The organism is Paenibacillus sp. Dod16, from assembly GCF_049893405.1.
GTDB lineage: Bacteria > Bacillota > Bacilli > Paenibacillales > Paenibacillaceae > Paenibacillus_AQ.
Genome location: NZ_JBNDYG010000037.1, coordinates 23215 through 48218, shown reverse-complemented (window position 1 = coordinate 48218; position 25004 = coordinate 23215). Strand labels below are relative to the sequence as shown.

At 51.1% G+C, this 25004-nt stretch carries 23 protein-coding genes and 1 pseudogene; 2 read left to right on the top strand and 22 right to left on the bottom strand.

Annotated features, from left to right (window positions below):
* Nucleotides 1–102 precede the first annotated feature (102 nt).
* The 11 genes from mltG to cymR form a co-directional block, all read right to left on the bottom strand.
* On the bottom strand, nucleotides 103–1146 hold the full coding sequence (gene mltG / locus ACPV3A_RS25065) for an endolytic transglycosylase MltG (protein WP_426201970.1): 1044 nt from the start codon (nucleotides 1144–1146) through the stop codon (nucleotides 103–105).
* A 94-nt stretch (nucleotides 1147–1240) separates the two neighbouring features.
* The gene (locus tag ACPV3A_RS25060; RefSeq protein ID WP_233354791.1) at nucleotides 1241–1555 is read right to left on the bottom strand and encodes a DUF1292 domain-containing protein; all 315 of its coding nucleotides are present in this window, start codon (nucleotides 1553–1555) and stop codon (nucleotides 1241–1243) included.
* Nucleotides 1552–1854: a DUF1292 domain-containing protein gene (locus ACPV3A_RS25055; protein ID WP_071222779.1), complete on the bottom strand. Its 303-nt coding sequence runs from the start codon at nucleotides 1852–1854 to the stop codon at nucleotides 1552–1554. Before ACPV3A_RS25055 ends, ACPV3A_RS25060 begins: the two co-directional genes overlap by 4 nt.
* 17 nt (nucleotides 1855–1871) lie before the next feature.
* Nucleotides 1872–2285, bottom strand: a complete 414-nt coding sequence (gene ruvX / locus ACPV3A_RS25050) for a Holliday junction resolvase RuvX (RefSeq protein ID WP_194541519.1) — start codon at nucleotides 2283–2285, stop codon at nucleotides 1872–1874.
* A 12-nt stretch (nucleotides 2286–2297) separates the two neighbouring features.
* The gene (locus ACPV3A_RS25045; protein WP_006208869.1) at nucleotides 2298–2558 is read right to left on the bottom strand and encodes an IreB family regulatory phosphoprotein; all 261 of its coding nucleotides are present in this window, start codon (nucleotides 2556–2558) and stop codon (nucleotides 2298–2300) included.
* A gap of 217 nt (nucleotides 2559–2775) precedes the next feature.
* Nucleotides 2776–5403, bottom strand: a complete 2628-nt coding sequence (gene alaS, locus ACPV3A_RS25040; RefSeq protein ID WP_339295942.1) for an alanine--tRNA ligase — start codon at nucleotides 5401–5403, stop codon at nucleotides 2776–2778.
* 421 nt (nucleotides 5404–5824) lie between these two features.
* Nucleotides 5825–6892 (bottom strand): AI-2E family transporter, encoded by a 1068-nt coding sequence (locus ACPV3A_RS25035; protein ID WP_426201914.1) that lies wholly within the window; start codon nucleotides 6890–6892, stop codon nucleotides 5825–5827.
* A gap of 158 nt (nucleotides 6893–7050) precedes the next feature.
* On the bottom strand, nucleotides 7051–7260 hold the full coding sequence (locus tag ACPV3A_RS25030; protein ID WP_071222775.1) for a hypothetical protein: 210 nt from the start codon (nucleotides 7258–7260) through the stop codon (nucleotides 7051–7053).
* A gap of 11 nt (nucleotides 7261–7271) precedes the next feature.
* Complete coding sequence (locus tag ACPV3A_RS25025; RefSeq protein ID WP_071222774.1) at nucleotides 7272–7793, bottom strand: PRC-barrel domain-containing protein; 522 nt, start codon at nucleotides 7791–7793, stop codon at nucleotides 7272–7274.
* 139 nt (nucleotides 7794–7932) lie between these two features.
* Nucleotides 7933–9078, bottom strand: a complete 1146-nt coding sequence (locus ACPV3A_RS25020; protein WP_339295941.1) for a cysteine desulfurase family protein — start codon at nucleotides 9076–9078, stop codon at nucleotides 7933–7935.
* Between the two features lie 11 nt (nucleotides 9079–9089).
* A complete protein-coding gene (cymR, locus tag ACPV3A_RS25015; RefSeq protein WP_071222772.1) occupies nucleotides 9090–9509 on the bottom strand; it encodes a cysteine metabolism transcriptional regulator CymR in 420 nt (139 codons plus the stop codon).
* A 298-nt stretch (nucleotides 9510–9807) separates the two neighbouring features.
* Here cymR and mnmA point away from each other — a divergent pair, with 298 nt between their 5' ends.
* Nucleotides 9808–10917, top strand: coding sequence for a tRNA 2-thiouridine(34) synthase MnmA (mnmA, locus tag ACPV3A_RS25010; RefSeq protein WP_162487654.1), 1110 nt, complete (start codon nucleotides 9808–9810; stop codon nucleotides 10915–10917).
* A gap of 73 nt (nucleotides 10918–10990) precedes the next feature.
* On the opposite strand, the gene nrdG is transcribed toward mnmA, so the two are convergent.
* From nrdG to ACPV3A_RS24990, 4 genes and pseudogenes are all read right to left on the bottom strand, one after another.
* Nucleotides 10991–11494: an anaerobic ribonucleoside-triphosphate reductase activating protein gene (gene nrdG / locus ACPV3A_RS25005; RefSeq protein WP_220686126.1), complete on the bottom strand. Its 504-nt coding sequence runs from the start codon at nucleotides 11492–11494 to the stop codon at nucleotides 10991–10993.
* Nucleotides 11491–13670 (bottom strand): annotated as a pseudogene (locus ACPV3A_RS25000) (anaerobic ribonucleoside triphosphate reductase). The gene nrdG and the pseudogene ACPV3A_RS25000 overlap by 4 nt, the downstream one beginning before the upstream one ends.
* A gap of 232 nt (nucleotides 13671–13902) precedes the next feature.
* Nucleotides 13903–14442, bottom strand: coding sequence for a PCYCGC motif-containing (lipo)protein (locus tag ACPV3A_RS24995; protein ID WP_339222571.1), 540 nt, complete (start codon nucleotides 14440–14442; stop codon nucleotides 13903–13905).
* Nucleotides 14443–14499: 57 nt separating this feature from the next.
* A complete protein-coding gene (locus ACPV3A_RS24990; RefSeq protein WP_426201909.1) occupies nucleotides 14500–15807 on the bottom strand; it encodes a replication-associated recombination protein A in 1308 nt (435 codons plus the stop codon).
* A 279-nt stretch (nucleotides 15808–16086) separates the two neighbouring features.
* Between ACPV3A_RS24990 and ACPV3A_RS24985 the strand changes: the two genes are divergently transcribed.
* A complete protein-coding gene (locus ACPV3A_RS24985) occupies nucleotides 16087–16215 on the top strand; it encodes a hypothetical protein (protein WP_267907843.1) in 129 nt (42 codons plus the stop codon).
* A 102-nt stretch (nucleotides 16216–16317) separates the two neighbouring features.
* Here ACPV3A_RS24985 and ACPV3A_RS24980 read toward each other — a convergent pair whose 3' ends face one another.
* The 7 genes from ACPV3A_RS24980 to ACPV3A_RS24950 form a co-directional block, all read right to left on the bottom strand.
* Nucleotides 16318–18513, bottom strand: a complete 2196-nt coding sequence (locus ACPV3A_RS24980) for a HelD family protein (protein WP_426201907.1) — start codon at nucleotides 18511–18513, stop codon at nucleotides 16318–16320.
* Between the two features lie 302 nt (nucleotides 18514–18815).
* The gene (locus ACPV3A_RS24975; protein WP_426201905.1) at nucleotides 18816–19571 is read right to left on the bottom strand and encodes a tRNA threonylcarbamoyladenosine dehydratase; all 756 of its coding nucleotides are present in this window, start codon (nucleotides 19569–19571) and stop codon (nucleotides 18816–18818) included.
* Between the two features lie 35 nt (nucleotides 19572–19606).
* Nucleotides 19607–21382, bottom strand: coding sequence for an aspartate--tRNA ligase (gene aspS, locus ACPV3A_RS24970; RefSeq protein WP_194541509.1), 1776 nt, complete (start codon nucleotides 21380–21382; stop codon nucleotides 19607–19609).
* 46 nt (nucleotides 21383–21428) lie between these two features.
* Nucleotides 21429–22682, bottom strand: a complete 1254-nt coding sequence (gene hisS, locus ACPV3A_RS24965; protein WP_220686131.1) for a histidine--tRNA ligase — start codon at nucleotides 22680–22682, stop codon at nucleotides 21429–21431.
* 808 nt (nucleotides 22683–23490) lie between these two features.
* A complete protein-coding gene (locus ACPV3A_RS24960; RefSeq protein ID WP_194541507.1) occupies nucleotides 23491–23946 on the bottom strand; it encodes a hypothetical protein in 456 nt (151 codons plus the stop codon).
* A gap of 83 nt (nucleotides 23947–24029) precedes the next feature.
* A complete protein-coding gene (locus ACPV3A_RS24955; RefSeq protein WP_194541506.1) occupies nucleotides 24030–24536 on the bottom strand; it encodes a type 1 glutamine amidotransferase domain-containing protein in 507 nt (168 codons plus the stop codon).
* Nucleotides 24537–24754: 218 nt separating this feature from the next.
* Entirely contained in the window at nucleotides 24755–24922 is a 168-nt protein-coding gene (locus ACPV3A_RS24950) for a hypothetical protein (RefSeq protein WP_194541505.1), read from the bottom strand.
* Between the last annotated feature and the right edge of the window lie 82 nt (nucleotides 24923–25004).

The window sequence follows — 25004 nt, the reverse complement described above, 5'->3', positions numbered from 1 at the left end:
ATTCCTCCCTACTTAGAGGTTGTTCAACAAGACTCTTCTGAGTACGAGCTGGATCTGTTCCTTGTCACTCAGCGTATCAGCGGACTTGCTCAACACGTAATATTATTGTTGTGCCATCTTCTTGCTGGTCTCGATATTTTTCAAATGCTCTTTATACGTTTTGGCAAACAGATGCTCTTGTGTACCGTCTTTCTTTGTTACATAGAACAAATAATCGGATTTCTCCGGATTCAAAGCAGCCTGAATCGATTCCAGGCTCGGGCTCGAGATCGGGCCAGGCGGCAGACCCTTTTGACGATATGTGTTATACGGGCTTTCAACCTCAAGGTCGGCATAAAGCAATCGTTCCTTCGGTTTATCCAACAGATATTGCACGGTTGCATCGATTTCCAGCTTCATGTCCTCTTCCAATCGATTATATATAACGCCAGCCACCAGGGCACGCTCCTGATCTGCAACCACTTCCCGCTCCACCAGCGAAGCGATGGTCATGAGTTCATGGAACGTTACGCCGCGAGCCTCCAATTGACTCTCCCAATCCGGAATTTCGGCCAAACGTTTCTCCGTTTCTTTCAGCATGGTTTCTACAATACCTTTTGCCGTGATATCCTTCTTCGGAAGTTCATAGGTCGCAGGGAACAAGTATCCCTCGAGATGATGCCTGAGGTCTGCCTCCTGGGGAATTTCTCCAGCAATCGGAACATCCCAGCCGGCCGGCTGATCCACAACCTTCAAGAATTCCTTCTCATCGATTCCGCTCTCTTGAGCGATGGTCTCCGCCATTTGAAGGATCGTATATCCCTCAGGGATCGTGAAACGAACCATCTCCTCGGGCTTCACTTCGCCTTTGTTCATCTTTGATAACAGTTCCTTGAACGGAGTGCCTGGGGTTGCCTCATAGGTTCCTGCCATCAGACGGCTTCCTTCCCCGCTAAGCTTTAAATAACCTTTAAGTATAAGGGCATTCTTGATCAGTCCCTTTTCCTCAAGCAGATCGGCGATAGAGGACGTGCTCATGCCGGACTCCACGGTGAATTCGACGGGAGTTTCCGAGCTTTGAACGGGCTGTAAACCATTCCATACGTAAAATACGGCCCCGCCCGCAAGGAGGATCAGGACCAATACTGCTATTGCCAGTTTCTTCAATCTACTCATCCCTTCACACCAAAAGGGGCGGACAGCTCCGCCCCTTCCTGAACTTTCATTTGAAAATTAAGCATGTGCTCCTGCAGGAGGGAACTTAATCCTCGTCTCCTTCGGGAAACGTCAGCTCATCATAGAGCTCTGACACATTCTCCCATTCCTCGTCGTCGTCAATGGTTGACAGCTGCAATCCGCCGTCCTCGCCCTTTACGATACGAAGCACCTCGTACTCCTCATCGGTTCGATCCGGCTGAACCAGAATGGCATACCCTTGACCATCCACTTCAAATTCGGCGGCAATATCATAAACCTCGATATGGCCTTTATCGTCCTCAAGCTCGACACTCTCACCGAATGCTTCCTTAAGTACTTGGGTCCATACGATATTCTCAACCGAAAAATCAGACATCATTCGTCTCTCCCGTCCAGCTCTTCCACGAGCGTATTGAAGGTTTCTTCAACAATGGCCCATTCTTCATCGTCTTCAATCATAAACAATTTCAAGTCGTCTCCGTCTTCCTCATAACGGAAGGCGTAGACCTCGTCTGTCTCTTCGTCGGCAGACTCCCTTGGTACGACCATCATATATTTAGCATCCGAGCCATCCACTTCGAATTTCATGATGACTTCGAATTCTTCCTCGTTGCCTTCATCGTCGGGAATATAAATAATTTCCGGTTCTTCTTCCATACCAATATGCTCATTAGCCATTGTAATCACCCTCACCTTTACCTTTTAGAATCCAAGTAGTTTTGCAAAATCAAGCTTGCCGCCATTTTATCTACAACCTGTTTTCGCTTCTTTCGGCTGACATCGGCTTCAAGCAATGTCCTTTCAGCGGATACTGTTGATAGCCGTTCATCCCAAAGGTGAACGGGTAAGGATAGGGACTCTCGCAATGTGCTTGCGAATTCCATGCAGATTTCGCCCCGCGGACCAATCGTGCCGTTCATATTTTTAGGCAAGCCGACCACGATTTCACCGACCTCGTTATCTTTGACGAGTGCGGCAATTCTGTCCAGTTCGCCTTCATCACGGCGGCGCTCGATAACTTCAACCCCTTGGGCCGTCCATCCGAACGCGTCGCTTATGGCAACACCGATTCTGCGGTCCCCGTAATCCAATCCCATGATCTTCTTCATCCCTGTGTGCTCCTAACGGTGACTGGCTAAATAGAACCGGACCAGTTCTTCAATCAATTCATCTCGCTCTTTTTTCCGGATCAAACTTCTGGCATTATTGTGCCGAGGTATATAAGCGGGATCCCCGGACAAAAGATACCCTACGATTTGGTTAATCGGATTGTACTCCTTCTCTACCAGCGAATCGTATACCGAAAGTAGAATGTCCTGGGCGGAAGCCTCCTTTTCATCACCTTTTACATTGAACTTGACAGTCTTATCCATGGAGTCCATGTGTGACACACCTCGCTTCTTCAAAGAACATGTTTACCATGCTTCGTCGAATAAATATTTACCAGCTTGATCTAGTTATATCATAACATAATCCTAAGTCTCTACGGAAATCGAAAGCGAAATATTTAGAGAGTGTTCCAAAAAATTCGGGATTGTGTACAGCAAAACGTTGGATCCCGCTTACGATTGCCAGCTGTACACAATCTGGACAATTCTGTTACACGCCCCGGGCTATGAGATCCTCGGCGTGCTGCAGCGCCTGGGTCAGTTTGGAACCATCCTTGCCCCCGGCTTGCGCCATATCCGGACGGCCTCCGCCGCCTCCGCCGCATATCGAAGCCACTTCTTTAACGAGCTTGCCGGCATGATAGCCCTGCTTCACCAGATCCTGCGGAACGGCTACGACGAAATTCACCTTGTCGCCTGCTTTGGAGCCGAGCACGAGGATCGCCTCCGGCAGCTTGCCCTTCAATTCGTCAGCAATGCCGCGGAGTCCATCCATGCTGCCAGCCTGCACTTCAGCTGCAAGCAGCGACGTGTTTCCGACCTGCTTCACTTTATCGGTCAACTGGCTAGCCTCAATCGCTCCAAGTTTGCCTTGCAGGGACTCGTTCTCCCGGGCAAGATCCTTCACCTGCTGGTTCAGGCCTTCAATCCGCTTCGGCACGTCCGCAAGATTGCTCTTCAACAAACCTGCGGCTTGCTTGAGCAGATCCATTTGGCCTTCCAGATGCTCATAAGCGTAACGTCCCGTTACGGCTTCAATGCGGCGAACCCCGGAGCCGATACCGCTCTCGCCAAGCAGCTTGAAGATTCCGATCTGGGAGGTGTTGGCTACATGGCATCCGCCGCACAGCTCGATGCTGTAATCTCCGACCTGAACGACACGGACGATATCTCCGTATTTCTCTCCGAACAATGCCATAGCGCCCATCGCCTTCGCTTCATCAATCGCCTTGCGCTCGATAACGACCGGAATGCTCTTCCATACCTGTTCATTCACGCGGCGCTCAATATCGGCCAGCTCCTCAGGCGTAATGCTGCCGAAGTGGGAGAAGTCGAAGCGCAGACGCTGCGGTTCAACAAGGGAACCTGCCTGATTGACATGATCGCCCAGCACTTCCTTCAATGCTTTATGCAAAAGGTGTGTAGCGGTATGGTTCTTGACGATATCATTGCGCATAGCGGAGTCCACCTGCGCTTTGACCGTATCGCCCACTTTAAGCTCGCCGAGCTCTACGGTTACGAAATGCACATGCTGTCCATGCGGAGCCTTGAAAAGACCTTCCACTCGGGCACGAACGGATCCGCCTTCTATCATCCCCTGGTCGCTGACCTGACCGCCGCTTTCGGCATAGAACGGGGTAACGTCCAGAATGACCTGACAGGTCTCGCCTTCACTGACGCTGTCTGCGAAGCTGTCACCGGAAACAATGGCGAGCACTTTCGCCTCGCTGACGGTGTCATTATATCCAACAAATTCACTTTTAACCGTATAATCGGAAAGAACGCCGCCTTGAATCTTCATGCTTTCCGTTTCATGACGGGCCGCACGCGCACGATCACGCTGTTCCTTCATCGCAGCATCAAAGCCTTCACGGTCCACGGTCAATCCGTGTTCGGACGCATAATCCTCCGTTAAATCAAACGGGAAGCCATACGTATCATACAATTTGAACGCGTCGCTGCCGCTGATGACCGATTTGCCCTGCTTCTTCGCTTCGGCGCTAACGTCAGCCAGGATGTTCAAGCCGTCGGAGAGCGTTTTGTGGAACTGTTCTTCTTCCGTTGCGATGACCTTCTCGATAAAGGCGCGCTTCTCAACGACCTCTGGATAGTATACGCCCATAATATCGCCTACGGTACCGGTCAATGTATACATGAATGGTTTGTCCAGCCCGAGCACCTTTCCGTAACGAACCGCACGACGGAGCAAACGACGGATGACATAGCCGCGGCCTTCGTTGGAAGGCAGGACGCCATCGCCTACTGCGAATGCAACCGTACGAATATGGTCTGCAATGACCTTCAGCGCGATATCGTACTCCGTCTTCTCATTGTATTTAACGCCGGCAAGCTCTGCCGTCTTCTGAATGATGGGCTGGAACAGGTCGGTATCGAAGTTGGACGCTACGTTTTGCAGGATGGAAGCAAAGCGCTCGAGTCCCGCACCCGTATCAATGTTCTTGTTCGGAAGCGGTGTATAGCTGCCGTCCTTGTTGTGATTGAACTGGGAGAACACGAGGTTCCATACTTCGAGCCAGCGTTCATTCTCACCGCCAGGGAACATTTCGGATTCCGGAGCATCCGTGTCGTATCCTTCACCGCGATCATAGAAAATCTCGGTACAAGGTCCGCAAGGTCCTTCGCCGATATCCCAGAAGTTATCCTGCAGCTTAATGATGCGTTCCTTCGGAAGTCCGATTTTTTCGTTCCACAATTTGAAGGCTTCCTCGTCTTCCGGATACACGGTAACGGACAGCTTCTCCGGATCGAAGCCGATCCATTTCTTGTCCGTCAGGAACTCCCAAGCCCAGGTGATAACCTCTTCCTTAAAATAATCCCCAATGGAGAAGTTGCCCAACATTTCGAAGAATGTATGGTGACGACGGGTTTTGCCGACATTCTCAATATCATTGGTCCGAATACATTTTTGCGAATTTGCAATTCTCGGATTCTCCGGCTTCACGCGCCCGTCAAAATAAGGCTTGAGCGGAGCCATGCCTGCATTAATCCAGAGCAGGGACGGGTCATTGTGCGGAACAAGCGATGCACTTGGCTCGATATTGTGGCCTTTCTCTGCAAAAAACTCTAGCCATTTGGAACGGATTTCACTAGCTTTCATCTCTACACTTCCTCCAGTCATAATATGGCGTCCGGATCACTTGGTTCCGAACACAAAAAACGCCCCTGAATTAAATTCAGGGACGATGTTCTCGCGGTACCACCCTGGTTATCGTCCATTCATCCTCCAGCAGGGTCCTCCTGGAATCACATATGTGACGATCGCCTCGTAACGGCTGGATAACGGGGGCCACCCGGTGAATTTGAATCACACTCAAAAATTAGCATTCGGCTTAGGTTCGCTTCCAGGTTCTCGCAGCCAGCCGGAAATTCTCCAGGCAGGAACCTGTTCTCTGGGCAAGGTACGCAAAGCCTACTGGATTTTCTCATCGATTTGTACGTTTATAGGTTTATCATTTCAAGTATATATAGGGCGTAACTATCTGTCAATGCTTGAACATTGCCGCTACAGACTGGAGTCTTCAGCCGGATTTCCTTCTGACATAATAAGCGAAAAAATGCTGCAGCAGCACTTTGATGACGGCAAAGACGGGAACAGCCAAAATCAAGCCCACGGTCCCTGCGATTTGACCGCCGACAAGGAGCGCAAAAATGATCAGGAGCGGATGCATATGCAGCTTTTTCCCCACCACTTGGGGCGAAATGATGTTGCTCTCCAGCGTCTGGCAGATCATATTAACGGCCACCACCAGCAGCACCATCTTCCAGGAAATCGTGGACGCCATCACAAGCGCAGGAGCCGCCCCGAGAAAAGGGCCCAAATACGGAATGATGTTAAACACCGCCACGATGCTTGCCAGCAGCAGTGCGTAAGGCATACCAACGATCATATAGCCTACATAAGCCAGTACGCCGATGATTATGCATACCAGGAATTGTCCGCGGACATAGTTTCCAAGAGCCGTGTCGATTTCCTTAAGCAGCGTAACAATCGACTTCCGGCGGCTCCGCGGCAGATAGGATACTGCGGTTCGCTGGAACACCTCAAAATCTTTTAATATGTAAAAGATCAAGAATGGAACAATTAACACGTTAAACAGGATATTAATCGTGTTGCCGATATTGTCCATGAAATCCGAGATCCCTCCGGCCAGCCTCGATTCCATCTGTAAGAACCAGCTGTTGACGCCTGTCCTTACTCCCGGAGGCAGCAGCCTGCTGTCCAGATTGGTCATCAAGCTTTGGGCGTTCATCGTTAATTCAGGCAAGTGCTCGTTGAGCTCCTCCAGCTGTCGAATCAGCATCGGAATCATGTTCATCAGAATGACGGCAAGCGACGTGAGAAAGACGGCATAAATGAGCAGCACCGCCATGCTCCGCGGAACTTTGCGGTCAGAGAGCATGCATACAACCGGATTGAGCACATAAGATATGATCATGGCAACCAGAAATGGCGCCAGGACAGCTTTGAGAAATCGATAGACATCCAGAAACAGCGGACGCAGCAGCCAGACAAAGTAAAGAGAGATGAGTCCGAGCATTAACCATACCAACAATCGAAACCATTTGTTCTCGGTCAGCTGTTCCACACAGGCACCCTCCTTTTTCGAAAGCTACCCTGTAGTATATGTACAAGCATCCAGAAATAAACTAACATTTCCGCCGGACAAAGTGAAAAAGACTCCTGCTTCGTCAGCCGTACAGGCCTTCAGCAAGGAGTCGTTATCTTACAATATGTACGCGTTCTTTAGGAAGACGCGTGCATAGGAGGGAAATCCGGCTGCATTTCATCACCGAAGAACAAATCATCCAGCGAGCTGAGCGTCCCATCCTCTTCTACCTGGTATACGGACATTTTCTCTCCGTTGACTGTCAATTCGATAAAGCAACCCCAGCAATAAAACTGGTGGGAGCCGATTTTCCCAATATCTTTGGAACTACAGTTTGGACATTTCATCCTACCTCACCCTATCCGTTCACAGAATTAATGGCTTTTTCCAGACGCTGTTCGCTCATCGGGGGTACCATAACGGCACTTTCGCCGATAGCCATTTCCGCTGTGCAAGGCAGCCATTTGCGACCTTCGATCAAATCCGAGACAAATCCATCGGATATTTCCAACCCTAGTATTGTATTGCCCTGTTCCTGCTCAAAATAAACATCGGATATACGCCCGAGCAGGATACCATCCTCTGTCAAGACCTGCATCTCTTTCAGTTTGCGCTTGCCCAAAAGGTACGTAAGCGGTATATCATTGGCGCCCAGCTTGCGGACAGCCTCTTGGCTCCGGATCATGACGGCATCTTCCCCGTATGCTACGATATCTTCCCATGAGACGCTTTTCACATGCGAGGAAAACAAAGCCTTGCCTTCCAACTCCAACCCGGTAATCAACCAGTTCTCATCTAGTATAAAATCGTGGATTTTGCCGATTTCCTTACCGTTCTCCACGTCGAATACAGCCAGTCCAATCATTTCTTGAAGTTTCATATACAGTGGACACCTCCTCATCCTTCATGGTTTGAAATCAGCCGCCGGTCAAAATTTCGTTAGCCTGACGGGCCATTTCCAAGGATGAAATGGACGAACGCATACCCCCTATTCCCTAGAAGGAGAAATCCCTTAACATCTATTTACGTAACCGATTAAGGATGGTTCCAATTTTTTGGGCTGTGTACTCCATTTCTTGTGTAGTATTACCCAAACCGAAACTAAAACGAATCGCGGAGCGCAAAACAGGATCAGAAAGTTTCATTGCTTGGAGTACATGGGATATTTCCAGAGATCCCGACGTACAAGCCGAGCCGCTTGCCGCCGCAATTCTTTCCATATCGAGGTTCATCAGCATCGTCTCCGTGTTGGCACCGGGAAAGCTGATATTTAGGATGTGAGGTAGGTAATGTTCCGAATTTCCGTTGATCACAAAATCATCCTCGCCAATCTCCTGACGAAGCCCTTCAAGCAGCGTCGATCTCAGCTCGCGATAATGCCTGATACGCGCCTCCATATTATGAACGGTCCATTCCACTGCTGCTGTAAAACCGGCAATTCCAGCCATATTCTCTGTTCCGGCACGACGCTTCTTCTCCTGCAGCCCTCCGAACAGACGCGGAGATACGCTGAGACCTCTGCGGACAACCAATGCTCCGACGCCCTGGGGGCCGTTGATTTTGTGGGCAGAAAAACTCCACATATCCACAGGAAGCTCGCGGCAGTTGATCGTTTCCGATCCCAAGGCCTGAACAGCATCGGTATGAAACACGATGCCCCGGCTGCGGCAGAGCTCGCCGATTTCGCTGATCGGCTGAACGGTGCCTACTTCATTGTTGCCATACATAATGGTGACAAGCGCTGTGTTGTCCTGAATTGCACCCGCAATGTCCTCCACAGAGACACGCCCGGTAGAGTCGACGGGGACATAGGTAACCTCACAGCCCCTCCGTTCCAGCTCATGGCATGTATGAAGCACCGCATGGTGTTCAATCGCCGACGTAATCACATGCTTGCCCTTCACACCTAGCGACTCCAGCAATCCAAGTATAGCCAGATTATCGCTCTCGGTTCCGCCGGCCGTGAACACCAGCTCGTCCGATTGGCATCCTAAAAGGGACGCAATCCGATCACGCGCCCCATTCACGATCTTCTTCGCTTCCCGTCCAAAAGCATGAACGCTTGAAGCATTGCCGTATTGGCTTGTCATCACCTTCATCATCCGCTCGGCAACCTCCGGATGAACCGGGGTTGATGCGGCATGATCCAAATATACTGATCTCATAACCGTCACCCTTAAATATAGAACATATAGTTGTCTGCAGCAGACTGTTCCTGATAGTTGATCAGATAATCCAGCGTCGTGGAATCCAGCACTTCAGCAATGCTGTCGCGGATGCGCAGCCACAGATCCCGCTTCGCCGGATCGTCCTCTTCCGTAAAGTCCACAGGGGATATCGGTCCTTCCAGTACGCGGATGACGTCCCCGGCCGTTATGGATGCCGGATCACGGGACAGGATATAGCCTCCGTATGCGCCGCGGATGCTTTTGACCAGCCCCGCATTCCGCAGCGGTGCGATCAGCTGCTCAAGATAATGTTCCGACAGCTGGTTCTTCTCGGCAATGCTCTTCAGCGAAGTCGGCCCTTCACCAAACCTGGCGGCCAGCTCCATCATAATGGTTAATCCGTATCTTCCTTTTGTTGATATCTTCAAAGGTGACACCTCTTTCGGTAATTGTATATTATGTCCATCCTGTAATGAGTTGTAGGTGGCGGGTGAGCGATAAATACGGCGTAATCTACGTGTGAAGCAGCTTATCCTGTATTTTTCTCCGTATTCCGATCATTACCCTCAGCTTATGGTAACATATCCTGGACCTCAATGGGTAATATTCCAGCTGGAAAGATTGAAAAATGTTCACCCTGAGTGGACAAAATGAAACGTGTGAACCTTGTTCCAATATGTTAAAATACCTCCATGGGCACAATTCAATATGAAAATGGTGATAACGATGTCAAAAGAAAAACATAACACTCGTATCGTTGTCGGCATGTCGGGAGGAGTCGACTCCTCCGTAACAGCGCTCCTGCTCAAACAGCAGGGCTATGAAGTGATCGGCATCTTTATGAAAAACTGGGATGATACCGATGAGCTTGGCTACTGCACAGCTGAAGCGGACGCTGAAGACGTGCGCCGCGTGTGCGAGCAGCTCGACATTCCCTACTATACCGTCAATTTCGAGAAGGAATACTTCGATAAAGTATTTACCTATTTCCTCGATGAATATAAAGCTGGGAGAACGCCGAACCCCGATGTCATGTGCAACCGTGAAATCAAATTCGGCGAATTTCTAAACAAGGCCATGGATCTGGGAGCCGACTATGTCGCTACCGGCCATTACGCCCGCGTCATCGAAGAAGACGGACAGTACCGGCTGCTGCGCGGCGTCGACAGCAACAAGGATCAAACCTACTTCCTCAATGCGCTGAGCCAAGAGCAGCTCTCCAAGGCGATGTTCCCGATCGGGCATCTGCCGAAACCGGAAGTTCGCCGCCTCGCCGAAGAAGCCGGACTGTATACAGCCAAGAAAAAAGACAGCACCGGCGTTTGTTTCATCGGCGAACGGAATTTCAAAGAATTTCTTGGACAATACCTCCCCGCCCAATCCGGCGATATGGTGGACATTGTCACCGGTGAGGTGAAAGGCCGCCATGATGGCCTGATGTACTACACGCTGGGACAACGCCAAGGTCTCGGCATTGGCGGCTCAGGCTCCGGAGAGCCTTGGTTTGTTGCCGACAAGGATTTGACTAACAATATTTTGTACGTTGTTCAAGGCGATCATCCGTGTTTGTATTCAACCGGACTCGTTGCCTCCGGAATGAACTGGATTGCAGGACAAGACGCTATGCCCAAAGACGCCTACACCTGCACCGCGAAATTCCGCTACCGTCAGCCGGACCAGGAAGTAACGATAACGCCGCGCGAAGACGGAACCGTTCATGTCGCGTTTGCGAAGCCGCAAAAAGCAATCACGCCGGGCCAAGCCGTTGTCTTCTACCAAGGGGACGAATGCCTTGGCGGCGGAACGATCGAAACGGCGGATAAAGTTCCTTATTAATCCGCTGGCTTAAACGAAAGAGCACACACTTCACACGGAAGATTCCGTAAAGTGTGTGCTCTTTTTTTACATGTTAGCGAAGAACATATTCTACCGTTTCTCCGCGTTCCAGGCTGGCGGATACGTCAATGAAACGCTGATTCGAGCTGCCTCGGAAGGGAAGCGAGACATCCCTTAGCTCCAACTGGAATTTGCCATCCACGATAACGTCGCACTGTTTTGCCAATTCGCGCAGCTTCGGCTGCCTCATCAGCGCTTCAAAGGTGAAGCCCGTGTAGGCCCATATGCTTTTCCCGGGACAGAGGGTCCTGAGCTTGCTTACAAACGCCGCGCATTCCTCCGGCGAGAAGAACGGGTCTCCACCGCATAAGGTCACGCCATCCAGCAAAGGGTTGTCGACGATATCCTGCAGTATGGACGCGGACAATTCTTCTGTAAACGGCTCCCCCGCTTCAAAGTCCCAGGAATCCGTATTAAAGCATCCGGCGCAGCCATGACGGCAGCCGCTCACGAATAGAACTGCCCGAAGTCCTGGGCCTTCATTAATGCTCTCGGGGATATATCCGCACACATTCACAGATGCTTCACCCGATCCCTGACCTCAGCCTGCTTGGCCGAATTGAAGCGCTCCGTATAATTGTAGCGCCGCATCCTGGGCAAGAGCTTCCGATGATCCCTTCGTGGTTGCATGCCGGACAACGGTCGACAGGATGGTTTACGGAGAAATATCCAATGTTCTGCATCAGAGCAAACTGCACGATGTCCCGAAAAGCAGCCGTATTCTGCCGGGCATTGCCGTCGAGCTCCACATATGAAATCGCTCCTGCATTACACAGCTCATGGAAAGGAGCTTCGGAACGGATTTTGCGGTACGCGGCCATCGGATAGTACACCGGAACATGAAACGAGTTCGTATAGTACTCACGGTCTGTCACACCCTCGATCACACCGAAGGTTTGCCGGTCCAGCTTCGTGAATTTTCCGGACAGCCCTTCTGCCGGCGTGGCAAACAACGTAATGTTCAGGTCGTATTTTTCACTGGCCGCATCGCAGAATTGACGCATATGTCGGATGATTTCGATTCCCAGCCTGCGGCTGTTCTCATCCTCTCCGTGATGCAGTCCGGTCAACGCCTTCAGGCATTCTGCAAGCCCAATGAATCCAAGTGCCAGAGTGCCGTGCTTAATCAGTTCGCGTACCTTGTCCTCCGGGGCCAGGTCTTCGCCGCCTTCCCACACGCCTTCCCGCATCATAAAATCGGACGCTTTGGCCGGTTGGTCCGCCTGCAGCTCGTAGCGGTGAATCAAACCCTCTACCGCAATCGTCATATACTGATCCAGCTGCTCGTAGAAGAGGCTCAGGTCGGGCATATCCCGCTTGCCTTCGACGATACCATGCTCGATGCCGAGACGAACCAGATTGATCGTATTGAAGGACAAATTGCCTTTTCCGCTCAGGCGGTTTCGCCCGAACCGGTCTGAAATCGTCCGTGTCCTGCAGCCCATGGTGGCAATAATCGTGTCTGGCTCGTCCGGCTTATAGTAGACCAGATTAAACGACGCATCCACGTTGACAAAGTTCGGGTAGAGCCTGCGGCTTGAGCACTCAACGGCTTTCAGGAATAGATCGTAATTGGGCTCCCCTTCCGCCTGGTTAACCCCTTGCTTGCACTGGAAAATATGCTGCGGAAATATCGGCGTCTCTCCCCCGCCGAGTCCTCTCATCGTGGCATCCAATAGAGTATGGGACACCAGCCTTCCTTCCGTTGACGTGCACATGCCATAGTTCAGCGATGTGAAAGGGATCTGTCCACCGGCCCGGCTGCTCATCGTGTTTAAATTATGGATCAGGGATTCCGCGGCCTGTTTTACTTCATTCACCGTTTCGTTATATGCGTAATGATATATTCGCGGATAAGAGTCCTTCAACTGCTCGTTGTCTATGTATAATTCGTTATCGGGAAGAACTTGTACATTGGGTCTATGCTTGCCCTGCTCCACCTCTCCGAAGTAGGCAAGCCCTTTCCGAAAATGTCGGCGAAACGATTTGCCGACATACGGGGCCAGATCCCAATCGATTTTATTTCCGGACACGCCGCCGAATTGACTGTTCTGCTGAGATTGAAATATGATGGCCACCAGCGCCATCGCGGTCATAATGCTCTGCGGCGGCCTGACCGATCCGTTACCGGTATTGAACCCTTTGGCCAATAGACGGTCAAACGGGATGAAAATACAGTTCGTCGTACCGAGTGCATACTGGTCCAGGTCGTGCACGTACACATAACCATCCCTGACCGCTCTCATGAGCTCTCCGGGCAGGATAAATTTGCTTGCCATCCATTTGGCATACTCAGAGCCGATCCGACTCATTTTTCCACTGAAGGATTCCCCGTTCAGATTCGCATTCTCCCGCAGCAGATCCAGATTCGTTACCCCAATCACATCCCTGCTGATCTTGTAGAGTTCTCCCCGCCGCATCCGCTCCAGATCACGGGCTTCCCTGTAATGTTGATAAGCTGCCGCTGTCGCTGCATAACCTGTGCTTTCCAATTGTTCAACAACGATATCTTGAATTTCCTCCACACTCACCTGCTCCATCCCCGCGGTGACGCGGGCAACCTCCTCGCCAAGCTGCAGGGAAGCCTCCTTGCGGGACACCCCCTCAACAGCTATAAAAGCTTTATCCACTGCCTTCACAATCCGGCTTATCTCAAAATTCACCAGGCATCCGTCTCTCTTCATGACTTTCATGAAACGAATCAACTCCTTCTTCTCAGATCATTTATACACTATATATAGTTTCGTTTAATCAATTTACATCCATATATAGTTTGATGCTGTGAGATAGATCACGTCTGCTGATCCTATGAAGCATATGAGCCAATCCTGATAACGTCCTTAAAGGACATGAATCCCAACAGAAAAAAGGCACTCGAGTGACCATTGATCACATCGGGTACCTTCTTGTTTAACCACAGTAGAATTAACTTTCGGCAGGCGGCAGCGGGGTTGGTGTCGGCTTAGCATAACCTGTGCTGTATTTCTCGTCGATTGCGGTCCGAATATCCGTCAGGCTTTTGCCCTCGCTGCTCATTTTAGCTGATTCCACGGCAATGTCCAGGCATACCCCGCAGCGGGTGCCATGATCATCCCACACCACGGTGCCGTCCTCCTGGATCTCATCAATAAAACAGTTCAGGTTGCTCTCATGACCGGCACTGTCCCCACAGCCGCAGTAACAAGGAATGTATTTCAGGACATCACTGACCTGCGCGGACAAGGCATAGATCGTTTGGAGCTCGCTGGTCTGGCTCTTCAAAAAGGCAGGCAGCTCATCAATCGAAGCCGTCGCCTCCTGGATATCCCCGTTGGACAGCTGCGTCTGATGTCCATGCTCATGCGCTGCCTCGGTTGCTTGTCCACTTTCGACCTGTTCCTGGGCGCTTTTCCCCGAACAGCCGCTCAGCATAAGACCGACGGACAGCAGCAGGATGACAAACCGTTGTTTCCCTGTTTTCATCATTCGTTTCCTCCATTTAACTATACTAGCAGCCGTAGATCCCGTTATCGCAGTAAGACCTTATTCTTCGCGTCGTAATCGCTGGTTGTGAGCGATCTTGGCTTCGTTCCCCTGCTCGGTCGCCTGATAGAACACCCGGCGGGAAAGCTCCTTCGGCAAATATTCCTGCTTCACGTAATGGCCCGGATAATCATGCGGGTACTTATAGCCGACATGCCCCAGCTTTACCGCCCCCGAATAATGCGCATCACGCAAATGAAGCGGGACCTCCGCCGACTTTACTTCATCCATGGCGGACATCGCCCGTGATATGGCGGTCACAACGCCATCGGATTTTGGACTTTCCACTGCAAACAGGATAGCCTGGGCGATATTAAGCTTGGCTTCCGGCCAGCCGTTATTCCGGTAAGCGTTCAGTGCGCTTACAGCCTGCACCATCGCTTGCGGATTAGCCAGCCCGATATCCTCGCTGCTGGCAGCAATCAAGCGGCGGATGAACACCATCGGGTCCATCCCCAGCTTTTCGACCGCATACAGGAACCAGAACAATGCCGCATCGCTGGAACCCCGAATGCTTTTATGAAAGGCGGACAGCACGTCATACTGCGTGGACTCGTCCGCCTTGACGAGCGGCTTGCGTATCGATTCCTCGGCCACATCCAGCGTAATATGGACCGTGCCGCCTGCATCAGGCGGGGTCGTCATCGCAGCGAGCTCAAGCGCATTCAATGCACGCCGGATGTCGCCGTTCGCCATCGTTGCAATATGCTCCAATGCTTCCTCATCTGCCTGAAGCTCCATGAATCCAAGACCTTTATCCGGATCGGATAGCGCGCGCTGCATCGCGATCATGGAATGGTTCTTATTCAGCGGCTCAAGCTGGAACAAGGTTGAACGGCTCATCAAGGCCCCATTTACGTAATGAAAGGGGTTCTCCGTCGTCGCGCCGATAAATATAATCGTGCCGTTCTCCACGGCAGGCAGCAGCGCGTCCTGTCTTGAGCTGTTAAAGCGGTGGACCTCATCCAGAAACAGGATCGTTTTGGTGCCGTACAAACTGCGGTTGCTCTGGGCTTGCTCAATGACCTCCCTGACGTCCTTAACCGAGGCCTCCACCGCATTCAGCCGAACGAAGTACCCCTTCGTTTGCTGTGAGATAATATGCGCAAGCGTCGTTTTGCCGCATCCCGGCGGGCCGTACAATAAAATGGAAGAGACCTGGTCTGCCTCTATGGCCCGTCTGAGCAGTTTGCCCGGACCGATAATATGTTCTTGTCCTATATATTCATCCAGCGACGAAGGGCGCATCCGATCGGCCAGCAGCCGGGAATCCCGATCCCCTTCACGCCCGATACTGAATAAATCCATTGCTACACTTCCTTGTCTGATATCAATGTAACGATAAGCCGGTTTCAATCAAATCCGTCACACTCTATCATACCATATTTAGTTTCGCCATGCCTGTAAGCAACCCTATGACATCCACTTTAGTGATTCGGAAATCCATCGATATTCGCGCCCGTTTAACATGTTAACGAACTTTTATCTTTCCGGAGCGTTACATAATATAGAAATTATACAGGGTATCCGAAGTGAGGTAGACGAAATCTCGCTAGACCATCCAAAGCTCGAAGGGAGGTTCTTGAAATGAAACGAAAACCTATGCGAAAAATGACCCTCTTCATCATCTTGGCAGCTGCACTTTTCATCCTCGCCGTTTGGACCTTGATCCGGTATATCGAGAATCTGGGCTCTTCCTACCAAATGCTTGGTTAAGCAAAAAGCAGAACAAAAAAGTCCCGCAGAGAAAGCACATGCAGACATGTGCCACCCCACGGGACATCTTCCTATCTTTCCATTTCACACTGCATTACAACGTTAGTAACACAATCTCACCTTACTCCACGGCCAGCCGCTGGCAGTAATTTCTGAAGTCTCCGTCCTGATATACGTTGGCAGCGGCTCATTATGCAGCAGCCACAGCTCATGCAGTGCCCGCGTACATCCCACATACATCAGCTTGGCATCCCAAGCTTTTTCCGCGTAATGCGCCCGATCTGCATCCGCCACCACAACCGCATCGAACTCAAGCCCCTTGGACAAATAAACAGGAAGCACGGAATAACCGCCCTGATACGTTCCTTTGCTGCCATCGATCAGATTCAGCATCGGCCATGCAGTAATGAATTGCTCATGCAGCTCTTGCGCTTCTCGCAAGGTTCGAGTGAGTATAGCGACCGTCCGATATTCCTTAGCGATGAGTGCCTCCATCGCCCGTTCCAAATCTCTCGTTCTGGATTTCGCCGAATCATAAGGTATCAGGCGAACGGTATCGCCGCTCCGGAATACCGGAACGGCAAGCAGATCACTGCTGACACCCTTCTCCAAAATACCGTTCGCAAATTCGATGATCTCCATCGTGGAGCGGTAACTGCGTGTAAGCGCAAAATAGGCTGTTTCCTCTTCCTTAAACAGGGAGCTCATCTCTTCCCACGCATGAACGCCGCGATAGGCATGAATGCCCTGCGACAAATCACCTAATATGGTGAAGGAATGTCCTCTGACGAACAGGTCCAGCACAGCCACCTGAAATGGCGAGAAATCCTGAGCCTCATCAATAACGATATGGTCAAAACGCTGCTCTCCGGTAATATCATTCAATAAACAGTGGAAATACAGCAAGGCAGGCAAATCCTCTTCGCGGACCACGTTTTTCTTCAGATCTTTACGCGTTGCGGCGAGCACCTCGGACGGAATCAGAGCGGATAGCTCTTCAAACCACGATCCGGTTGCCTTAACCGCCCCAAACAATTGTTTATATAATGAGACCGGCTCAAATTTCGGCCATCGGTTCCCATAAGCCTTTTCTCGTTGAGCCGCTTTTTTCTTCCGTTCTTTCATCACTGCCGCTGATGGCGATTTCTTCAGCTCCATCTCGACCCAGCGGTGCAGCCGGGCCAGCAGCCGTTCCTTCCGCTTGGCCAGCGGGTACGGTTTATATTCCTGGTAGAACCATTCCGCGATCGTCTCCTGTTTCAGTACAGCCCCATCCCATGGAGAGAAGTCCCCGTCCGGAAGAGCCTCCGTTTCGATGGACTCCACGCAGCGCCGGATGATCCCCATCAGTCTCAACGAGCCTTTGTAGCGCCCGCTGACATTATCGTCAATATCGGGGGTACCCTGACCTGGCTCTGTCTCGAACCATTGATGAAGCGTCTGTGCATGATCATCCGAAGCGAGCTGAATATCGAGCAGCTCCGCTGCCCAATCGCCAAATGTGCGCTGCTGTATATCGCCGACTCCGAGCTCAGGCAGCACGTCGGATATGTAATCCAGAAACATCAGGTTGGGTGCGAATATGATCATTTTCTCCGCGGTTACCTGCTCCTTGTACTGATAGAGCAAATATGCCAGCCGATGCAGCGCGACCGTCGTTTTTCCGCTTCCCGCCACCCCTTGGATGATAAGTGCGGTATTTTTGGCAGCCCGGATGATTTTGTCCTGCTCGGCCTGAATCGTGGATACGATATCACGCAGCCGGTTATCCTTGTTCTCCCCGAGACGGTAAACCAAAAACTCATCAGATACGGCAGGTCCGCCGCTTTCCCGATTGTACGTATCCGATACCCGTTCCAAAATTTGCTTTCGGATCACGACGTTGCGTTTTAAATAGACTAGCCCCTCGATGATTCCTTCGGGTGCTTCGAACGAAGCCGGGTCGGTACCGCCGGTAAACGAATAAAAAAGACTCGCGACCGGAGCTCGCCAATCAATCACCATCGGGTGATCCCCGGCATCTTCCTTATCGAAGCCAATCTTCCCGATGTAGAGCGGTTTCTTCGCTGCCGTTCCGCTCTCCTGAAAATCCAGCCTCCCGAAGTAAGGCTCCGGCAAACTTTTGGCGAGGGCCTGCCGTTTCTCTTCCCGTCCTGCTTCGAGCACCTGCTCCGTAAAATCATGGCCCGTGTATACCGGAATGCCGCGCAAACGTTCAAGCTGACGGTCAATTTCAACGATAACCTCGTATAGTCTTGACTCTTCTTCTTGATAGGCACTTTGAAAAGATTCTGACACTTTCAGTTACCTCCTAAGAAACATATTTTTTTCGCATCGAAGTCTGGCTTTAAGGGCCGTGACACAAAAAGGAGTTTCATTGTAGCACAACTGGCCCGGATATACTAGCAAAGCTCTGTCATAGGAATTTTAATGTTTGGGTTTGTTGTCCTGATCGCTTTCGTCCGCAGAAAAAACGCAGCGTCCTTTGACGCTGCGTCTGGTTAACCACGCTCAACTTTGCCGAAAGGCTGTTCTTGCTCCATGCCTTCCGTTTACCTATCGTTTTCTCGAGCCGAGTTTATTTTTGTCCGGATGCCTCGTTACAACGAAACGCCGCCTTTTTCAAGCAGTTCTTTCACCGTTACGCTCACCATAATCAGTCCGGCCACAGGCGGAACGAATGCATTGCTTGCCGGAGGCTGCTTCGCTTTCCGGATTTCAGGAGCATTCTCGGGTACAATCTTCTCCGTAACGTCCTGGCGGGGCTTCATCGGCTCCTCTAGTGAGAAAACAACCTTGACCCCTTTCTTGATGCCGTCTTTGCGCAGCTTGGTGCGTACAATACGGGCAATCGGATCCATGGACGTTTTGGAGATGTCAGCTACCTGGAACTTCGTGGGGTCCATTTTGTTGGCTGCCCCCATGCTGGAGATGATCGGAATACCGCGCCGCAGGCATTCCTTGATCAGATGTACTTTATAAATAATCGTATCCGACGCATCAATCACGTAATCCAGATCGAATTTAAACAACTCTTCATACGTTTCTTCGGTGTAGAACATGTTCAGGGCGATCGCTTCACATTCCGGATTGATCAATTTGACACGTTCAACCATCAGGTCCGCTTTCTTCTGACCTACCGTGGTCGTTAACGCATGAATCTGCCGATTGATGTTGGTGATATCCACCACGTCTTTGTCGATCAGAATGATACGGCCTACCCCGGAACGGGCGAGGGCTTCCACCGCAATGCTCCCCACGCCGCCGATACCCAGCACGGCTACCGTGCTGTTCTTCATCACTTCAAGGCCCTCAGGACCAATGGCTAATTCCGTACGGGAAAATTGGTGCAGCATAATTCAAGCAACCTCCTTTATCAAGAACAACGGACTTATTTCTCGTCGCCCGGCTTCTTGGCGAGTTTGATATGCAGCTGCTCCAGCTGTCCTCCGTCCACCTGGGAAGGAGCGTCCATCAACAGATCCGTTGCGCTTGCCGTTTTCGGGAACGCAATCGTTTCACGCAGGTTCGTGCGTCCGGCAAGCAGCATCACCAAACGGTCCAACCCGAAGGCGATTCCGCCGTGTGGAGGAGTACCGTATTCAAAGGCGTCCATAAGATAACCGAATTTGTCGTGCGCCACTTCCGGTGACATACCAAGAGCCGCAAACATTTTCTCTTGGATCTCGCGTTTGAATATCCGCATGGAACCGCCGCCTACTTCATATCCATTCAGAACGATGTCGTAAGCTTCCGCGCGCACGGCAAGCGGATCCGTATCCATCAATTCCAGATCTTCGTCTTTTGGACGGGTGAACGGATGATGCTCGGCCACATAACGCTTCGCCTCTTCATCATAGCTGAACAGCGGGAAGTCCAGCACCCAAGCAAACTTGTACTCGTTGTCATTGATCAGGCCAAGCTGACGTCCGATTTTCAAGCGGAGCGCGCCAAGCACGTCGGCAACCACTTTTTTATTGTCTGCGGAGAACAGCAGCAAGTCGCCGTCTTCGGCTCCTGTGCGTTCCCTTACCGCTTCAATTTCTTGCTCGCTGAAGAATTTCACGATCGGCCCCTTGAACTCGCCTTCTTTCACTTGAATCCAAGCAAGACCCTTCGCTCCGTAACGGGCTGCATATGGCCCCAGATCATCAATTTCCTTACGTGTCCAAGTCCCGCAGCCTTTAGCGTTCAAACACTTCACTTCGCCGCCTTTTTCAATGACGGAAGAGAATACTTTGACGCCGCTGCTTGCAACGATATCGTTCATTTCGATCAATTCCATACCGAAGCGGAGATCCGGCTTGTCGGAGCCGTATTTACCCATCGCATCAGCATAACTGATACGCTGGAATGGTGTTGCAAGCTCAACGCCGATGGTTTCCTTGAACAGCTTCACCATCAGCTGCTCCATCATGTTCAGCAGGTCGTCGCGCTCCATGAAGGACGTCTCGATGTCGACCTGGGTAAATTCGGGCTGACGGTCAGCCCGCAAGTCTTCGTCACGGAAGCAGCGTGCAATTTGGTAGTAACGTTCAAGCCCGCTCACCATAAGGAGCTGCTTATAAATTTGTGGAGATTGCGGAAGCGCAAAGAATTCACCTGCGTGTACGCGGCTCGGTACGAGATAGTCGCGTGCGCCTTCCGGGGAGCTCTTGGTCAGAATTGGCGTCTCAACGTCCACGAAGCCCTCGTCATCGAGGAAGTCGCGGAATACTTTCGACGCTTTGGAGCGCAGCATCAGCGTTTTTTGCATCTCTGGACGACGAAGGTCCAGATAGCGATACTTCAAACGAAGCTGCTCATCCACTTCCACGCCGTCTTCGATAAAGAACGGAGGCGTTTTGGCTGCATTCAGCACTTCAATGCTTGTCACTTGAACTTCGATTTCGCCAGTAGGCAAATTCGGGTTGAACGTTTCTGGATCACGCTTTACGACTTTACCGGATACGGCCACCACGAATTCGCTGCGGACCTTATCGGCAACAGCCAAAGCTTCGCCTGAGAAATCCGGGTTAAATACGATTTGCATGATGCCGCTCCGATCGCGAAGATCAATGAACAGCACGCCGCCCAAGTCGCGGCGGGTTTGTACCCAGCCGTTCAGTGTTACAGTTTCTCCAATGTTCGCGGTTGTCAGATGACCGCATTGATGCGTCCTTTTCATCGTTTATCATTCCCCTTTACTATAATTAAGTCGCTTCATGCGACGATTAAACCAATTCTTGAACCAGAGCGTCCAATCTAACCGTACGCTGCTCGCCGGTCTCCATCGACTTCAGTGCAATCTCTCCGCGCGCCAGTTCATCTTCACCCAAAATGGCGGTATAACGAGCTTGCAAACGGTCGGCGGACTTCATCTGGGCTTTCATTTTCCGGCCAAGGTAATCACGTTCGGCAGCTACGCCCTTGCTTCGCAGTTCGTAGATCAATTTGGCCACTTCCTGCTCAGCGGCTTCACCCAGCGCCACCAGATAGACATCCAGCGGCTTGGCTGCAGACAGATTAACCCCTTGGTGTTCCAGAATCAATTGGATTCGCTCAAGACCAATCCCGAACCCGATGCCAGGCTGATCCGGTCCGCCGATCTGATCGACCAGTCCGTTGAACCGCCCTCCGCCGCCTACCGTATCAATCGCGCCGATGCCCTGGGCCTTGAATTCAAATGCGGTATGCGTATAATAGTCCAATCCCCGAACCAGTCTTGGATTGATTTCATACTCGATGCCCATCGCATCCAGGTACCCTTTCACTTTCTCAAAGTGCGTGCTGCATTCCTCGTCCAGGCTGTCCAGAATCGAAGGCGCATCATCGAACTTCCCTTGGTCCTTCTTGCAGTCCAACACGCGCAGCGGGTTGCGTTCCATGCGCGACTGGCAATCCGAGCATAAGTTCTCTTTCATCGGTTCCAGGAACGCAAGCAGCGCACTGCGGTAAGCCGCCCGTACTTCAGGCGTCCCTACAGAGTTAATCTCTGCTTTTACCCCGTTCAGCCCAAGCTCCTTGTAGAAGCTGTATCCCAGCGCAATCACCTCGGCATCGATAGCCGGATCTGCCGTCCCGAACACCTCGACGCCGAACTGATGGAATTGACGGTAACGTCCCGCCTGTGGACGCTCGTAGCGGAACATGGGACCCATGTAATACAGCTTCGTGACGTCAGGCTCTCCATACAGCTTGTTTTGCACATATGCCCGCACGACGCCTGCCGTTCCTTCCGGACGTAGGGTCATGCTGCGATCCCCTTTATCCTTGAACGTATACATTTCCTTCTCTACGATGTCGGTGGTTTCGCCCACCCCGCGTTCGAACAACTCGGTCTGTTCAAAGATCGGTGTGCGAATTTCGCGGTAGTTGTATCTTCGGCACAAATCGCGTGCCTTCTCCTCGATAAACTGCCATTTCTCGACGGCACCTGGCAGGATGTCCTGCGTGCCTGTCGGTTTCTCGAATTTCTCGTTTGCCATCTTCATCCCTCCACGTCCTATGACATCTTCACCCTTGGAACATGTCCATTGCCTTGATCTGGTTCACTTCTTGAAACTAACTTAGAACTAACTATGGAAAAACTCCTGGGGAGTCATTTCGCAATAAGCCGTGAAAACTAAAAAATCTCCCGCCCCGCTGTCCTAAGACAACAGGGACGAGAGATCGTTATATAATCACCCGTGGTACCACCCACATTCCGGCGTTGACACACCTTTAATCAGTGCGTTCAATCATCCGCTTCATCCGTATAACGCCCGGCCGCGCAGTTCGGCTACTGTCTATCCCACCGGTTAACCGGTGCTTGCTTCGCCGTCTGTTCTCGGGGAGGTCATTCGTCCACTCATCAAGCGAATCCTTACAGCCAAGGGATTCTTCTCTGGTCTTGTGGGGATGGAGTACTTGTTCCCGTCATGAAATCTGTTATTGATAAATATAGTATACCCAAAACATTATATTTTTAGATTCTAATGAACTACCACACTAAAGTCAAGAAACTTTGTTGAAATTGCCCGAAAAAAGAAAAAAACCTACAAACCACGTTGTAGGTCCAAAACATATATTATATAAAAAAGGGGGTCATGCTGTTATTATAAACAGGGAATATTAAAGAAACATTGAACAAACATTACAGTTATGTTACAAGCAAGAAAGCGCTTTTAATATTATAACCAAAAAAGGCTGCTCCATCAGCGGAACAGCCCTTTTGCGTTCCCAGGTAAGCTCCCCGGGAATGATGATCTTCCATCTTCTAAAAGGGAAATAACGCGCTGCTAGCTTCTTCGCTAATTAGTCAAATCGCTCCACATAAGCGTTATTCGCCCGCAAATCATGTACGATCTGATCGTAATCCTCGTCCCTTACCTTAACGGACAGCGTATATCTCAGATCATCATAGTCCCGGTCCGTTACGTCTGCTTCGCGCCACGTGTCGCCCAGTGTGTCATCGCCGTGCGGTCGATCTTGCGCTATATCGCGGCTGTCATTGGCGTCACGGGAGCCCACGATGACCCCGGGAGCCCCCACGACTCCGCCGGGTGCTCCCATCGTTGTAGCCCCAGCAGTCGCTCCACCCGTGCCGGAATTACCCCACGGCACCAGCGGCACGAGGATGTTGCCTCCGCCTCGAACCGAATCCTGAAGCTGTCCCACCTCCAGCTGCTCCGTGTTGTACGTTAACAGCCTCGTCCTTGCGCCTTCAGCGTCGTCTTCCGTTCTGAAATAAGCTTGAATTTGTCTAGACATGTCCATTCCTCCTTTTTTTCAACCCAAGTGTTTGAAAGACCGGTATAACATGGACAACCATACAGCATGCAGCTGCTTTCTTCTTACAGTGCCTTTAACAGCTCACGCACAAAGGCCGGCTCGTCTTTCGGCGTCCGGGACGTAATCAAGTTACGATCCACGACGACTTCCTCATCCTTAAAGTTAGCGCCGGCATTTACCATATCATCCTGAAGCGGAGGATAGGAAGTGATCGTGCGTCCCTTCAGCAGGTCGGCACTTGCCAGAATTTGCGGCCCGTGGCATATCGAGGCAATTGGTTTGCCTGCCTTGTCCGCTGCTGCAACAAACTGCAATATATGGGAATCCAGACGCAAATTTTCCGGGGAAGAGCCGCCTGGAATAACCACCGCATCATAATCGTTTATATTGACGTCGGCAATGGCTTTATCCGTTGTATACGATGCCTTGCCTTGTTTACCCTTAACCTCTTGTCCTTGCTTCAACCCAATAATATCAGCTTGATGCCCCGCTTCCTTCACGGCATCATAAGGAGTTTTCATCTCGGAATCTTCGAATTGGTCAGCTAGTAGAAATGCAACTTTACTCATCTGGCATGTCTCCTTTCATGATTGTCCTCGATTTGTTATTACCCTGGAATGTCCTTTTTATAACAGCGGAATGGACGGAAGCCCTGCGATCTGCACCATTCAGGTACATGGTCATGATAGGGGGGGCTGTGGGACTCACAACTTATGAAGAAGAGCCTGAGAATATTCTCAGGCTCTTTCATGAAGTCACCAGAAGTGACACACGATCCTATTGGGTCCTACGATCTCGGCAGCTGCTTCCGCATATGTCCCTTTATGCTGATGAGCTGTACAGGATCTTCCGAAGCTGCAACCATGCGCTCTGTGCTCGCTGCTTCCCTAATGTCTCCGGACCCGACCATCGTGGGCAAACTGCTCCATATCGAAAATTTGGGAGGTTGGCGCATAGCAAACACGGCTCCTTTTTTTGTGTGAATGCCTCACAAGCATTTGTTCACTCAGGATGCCCCATCTCTCCAATATGATGCA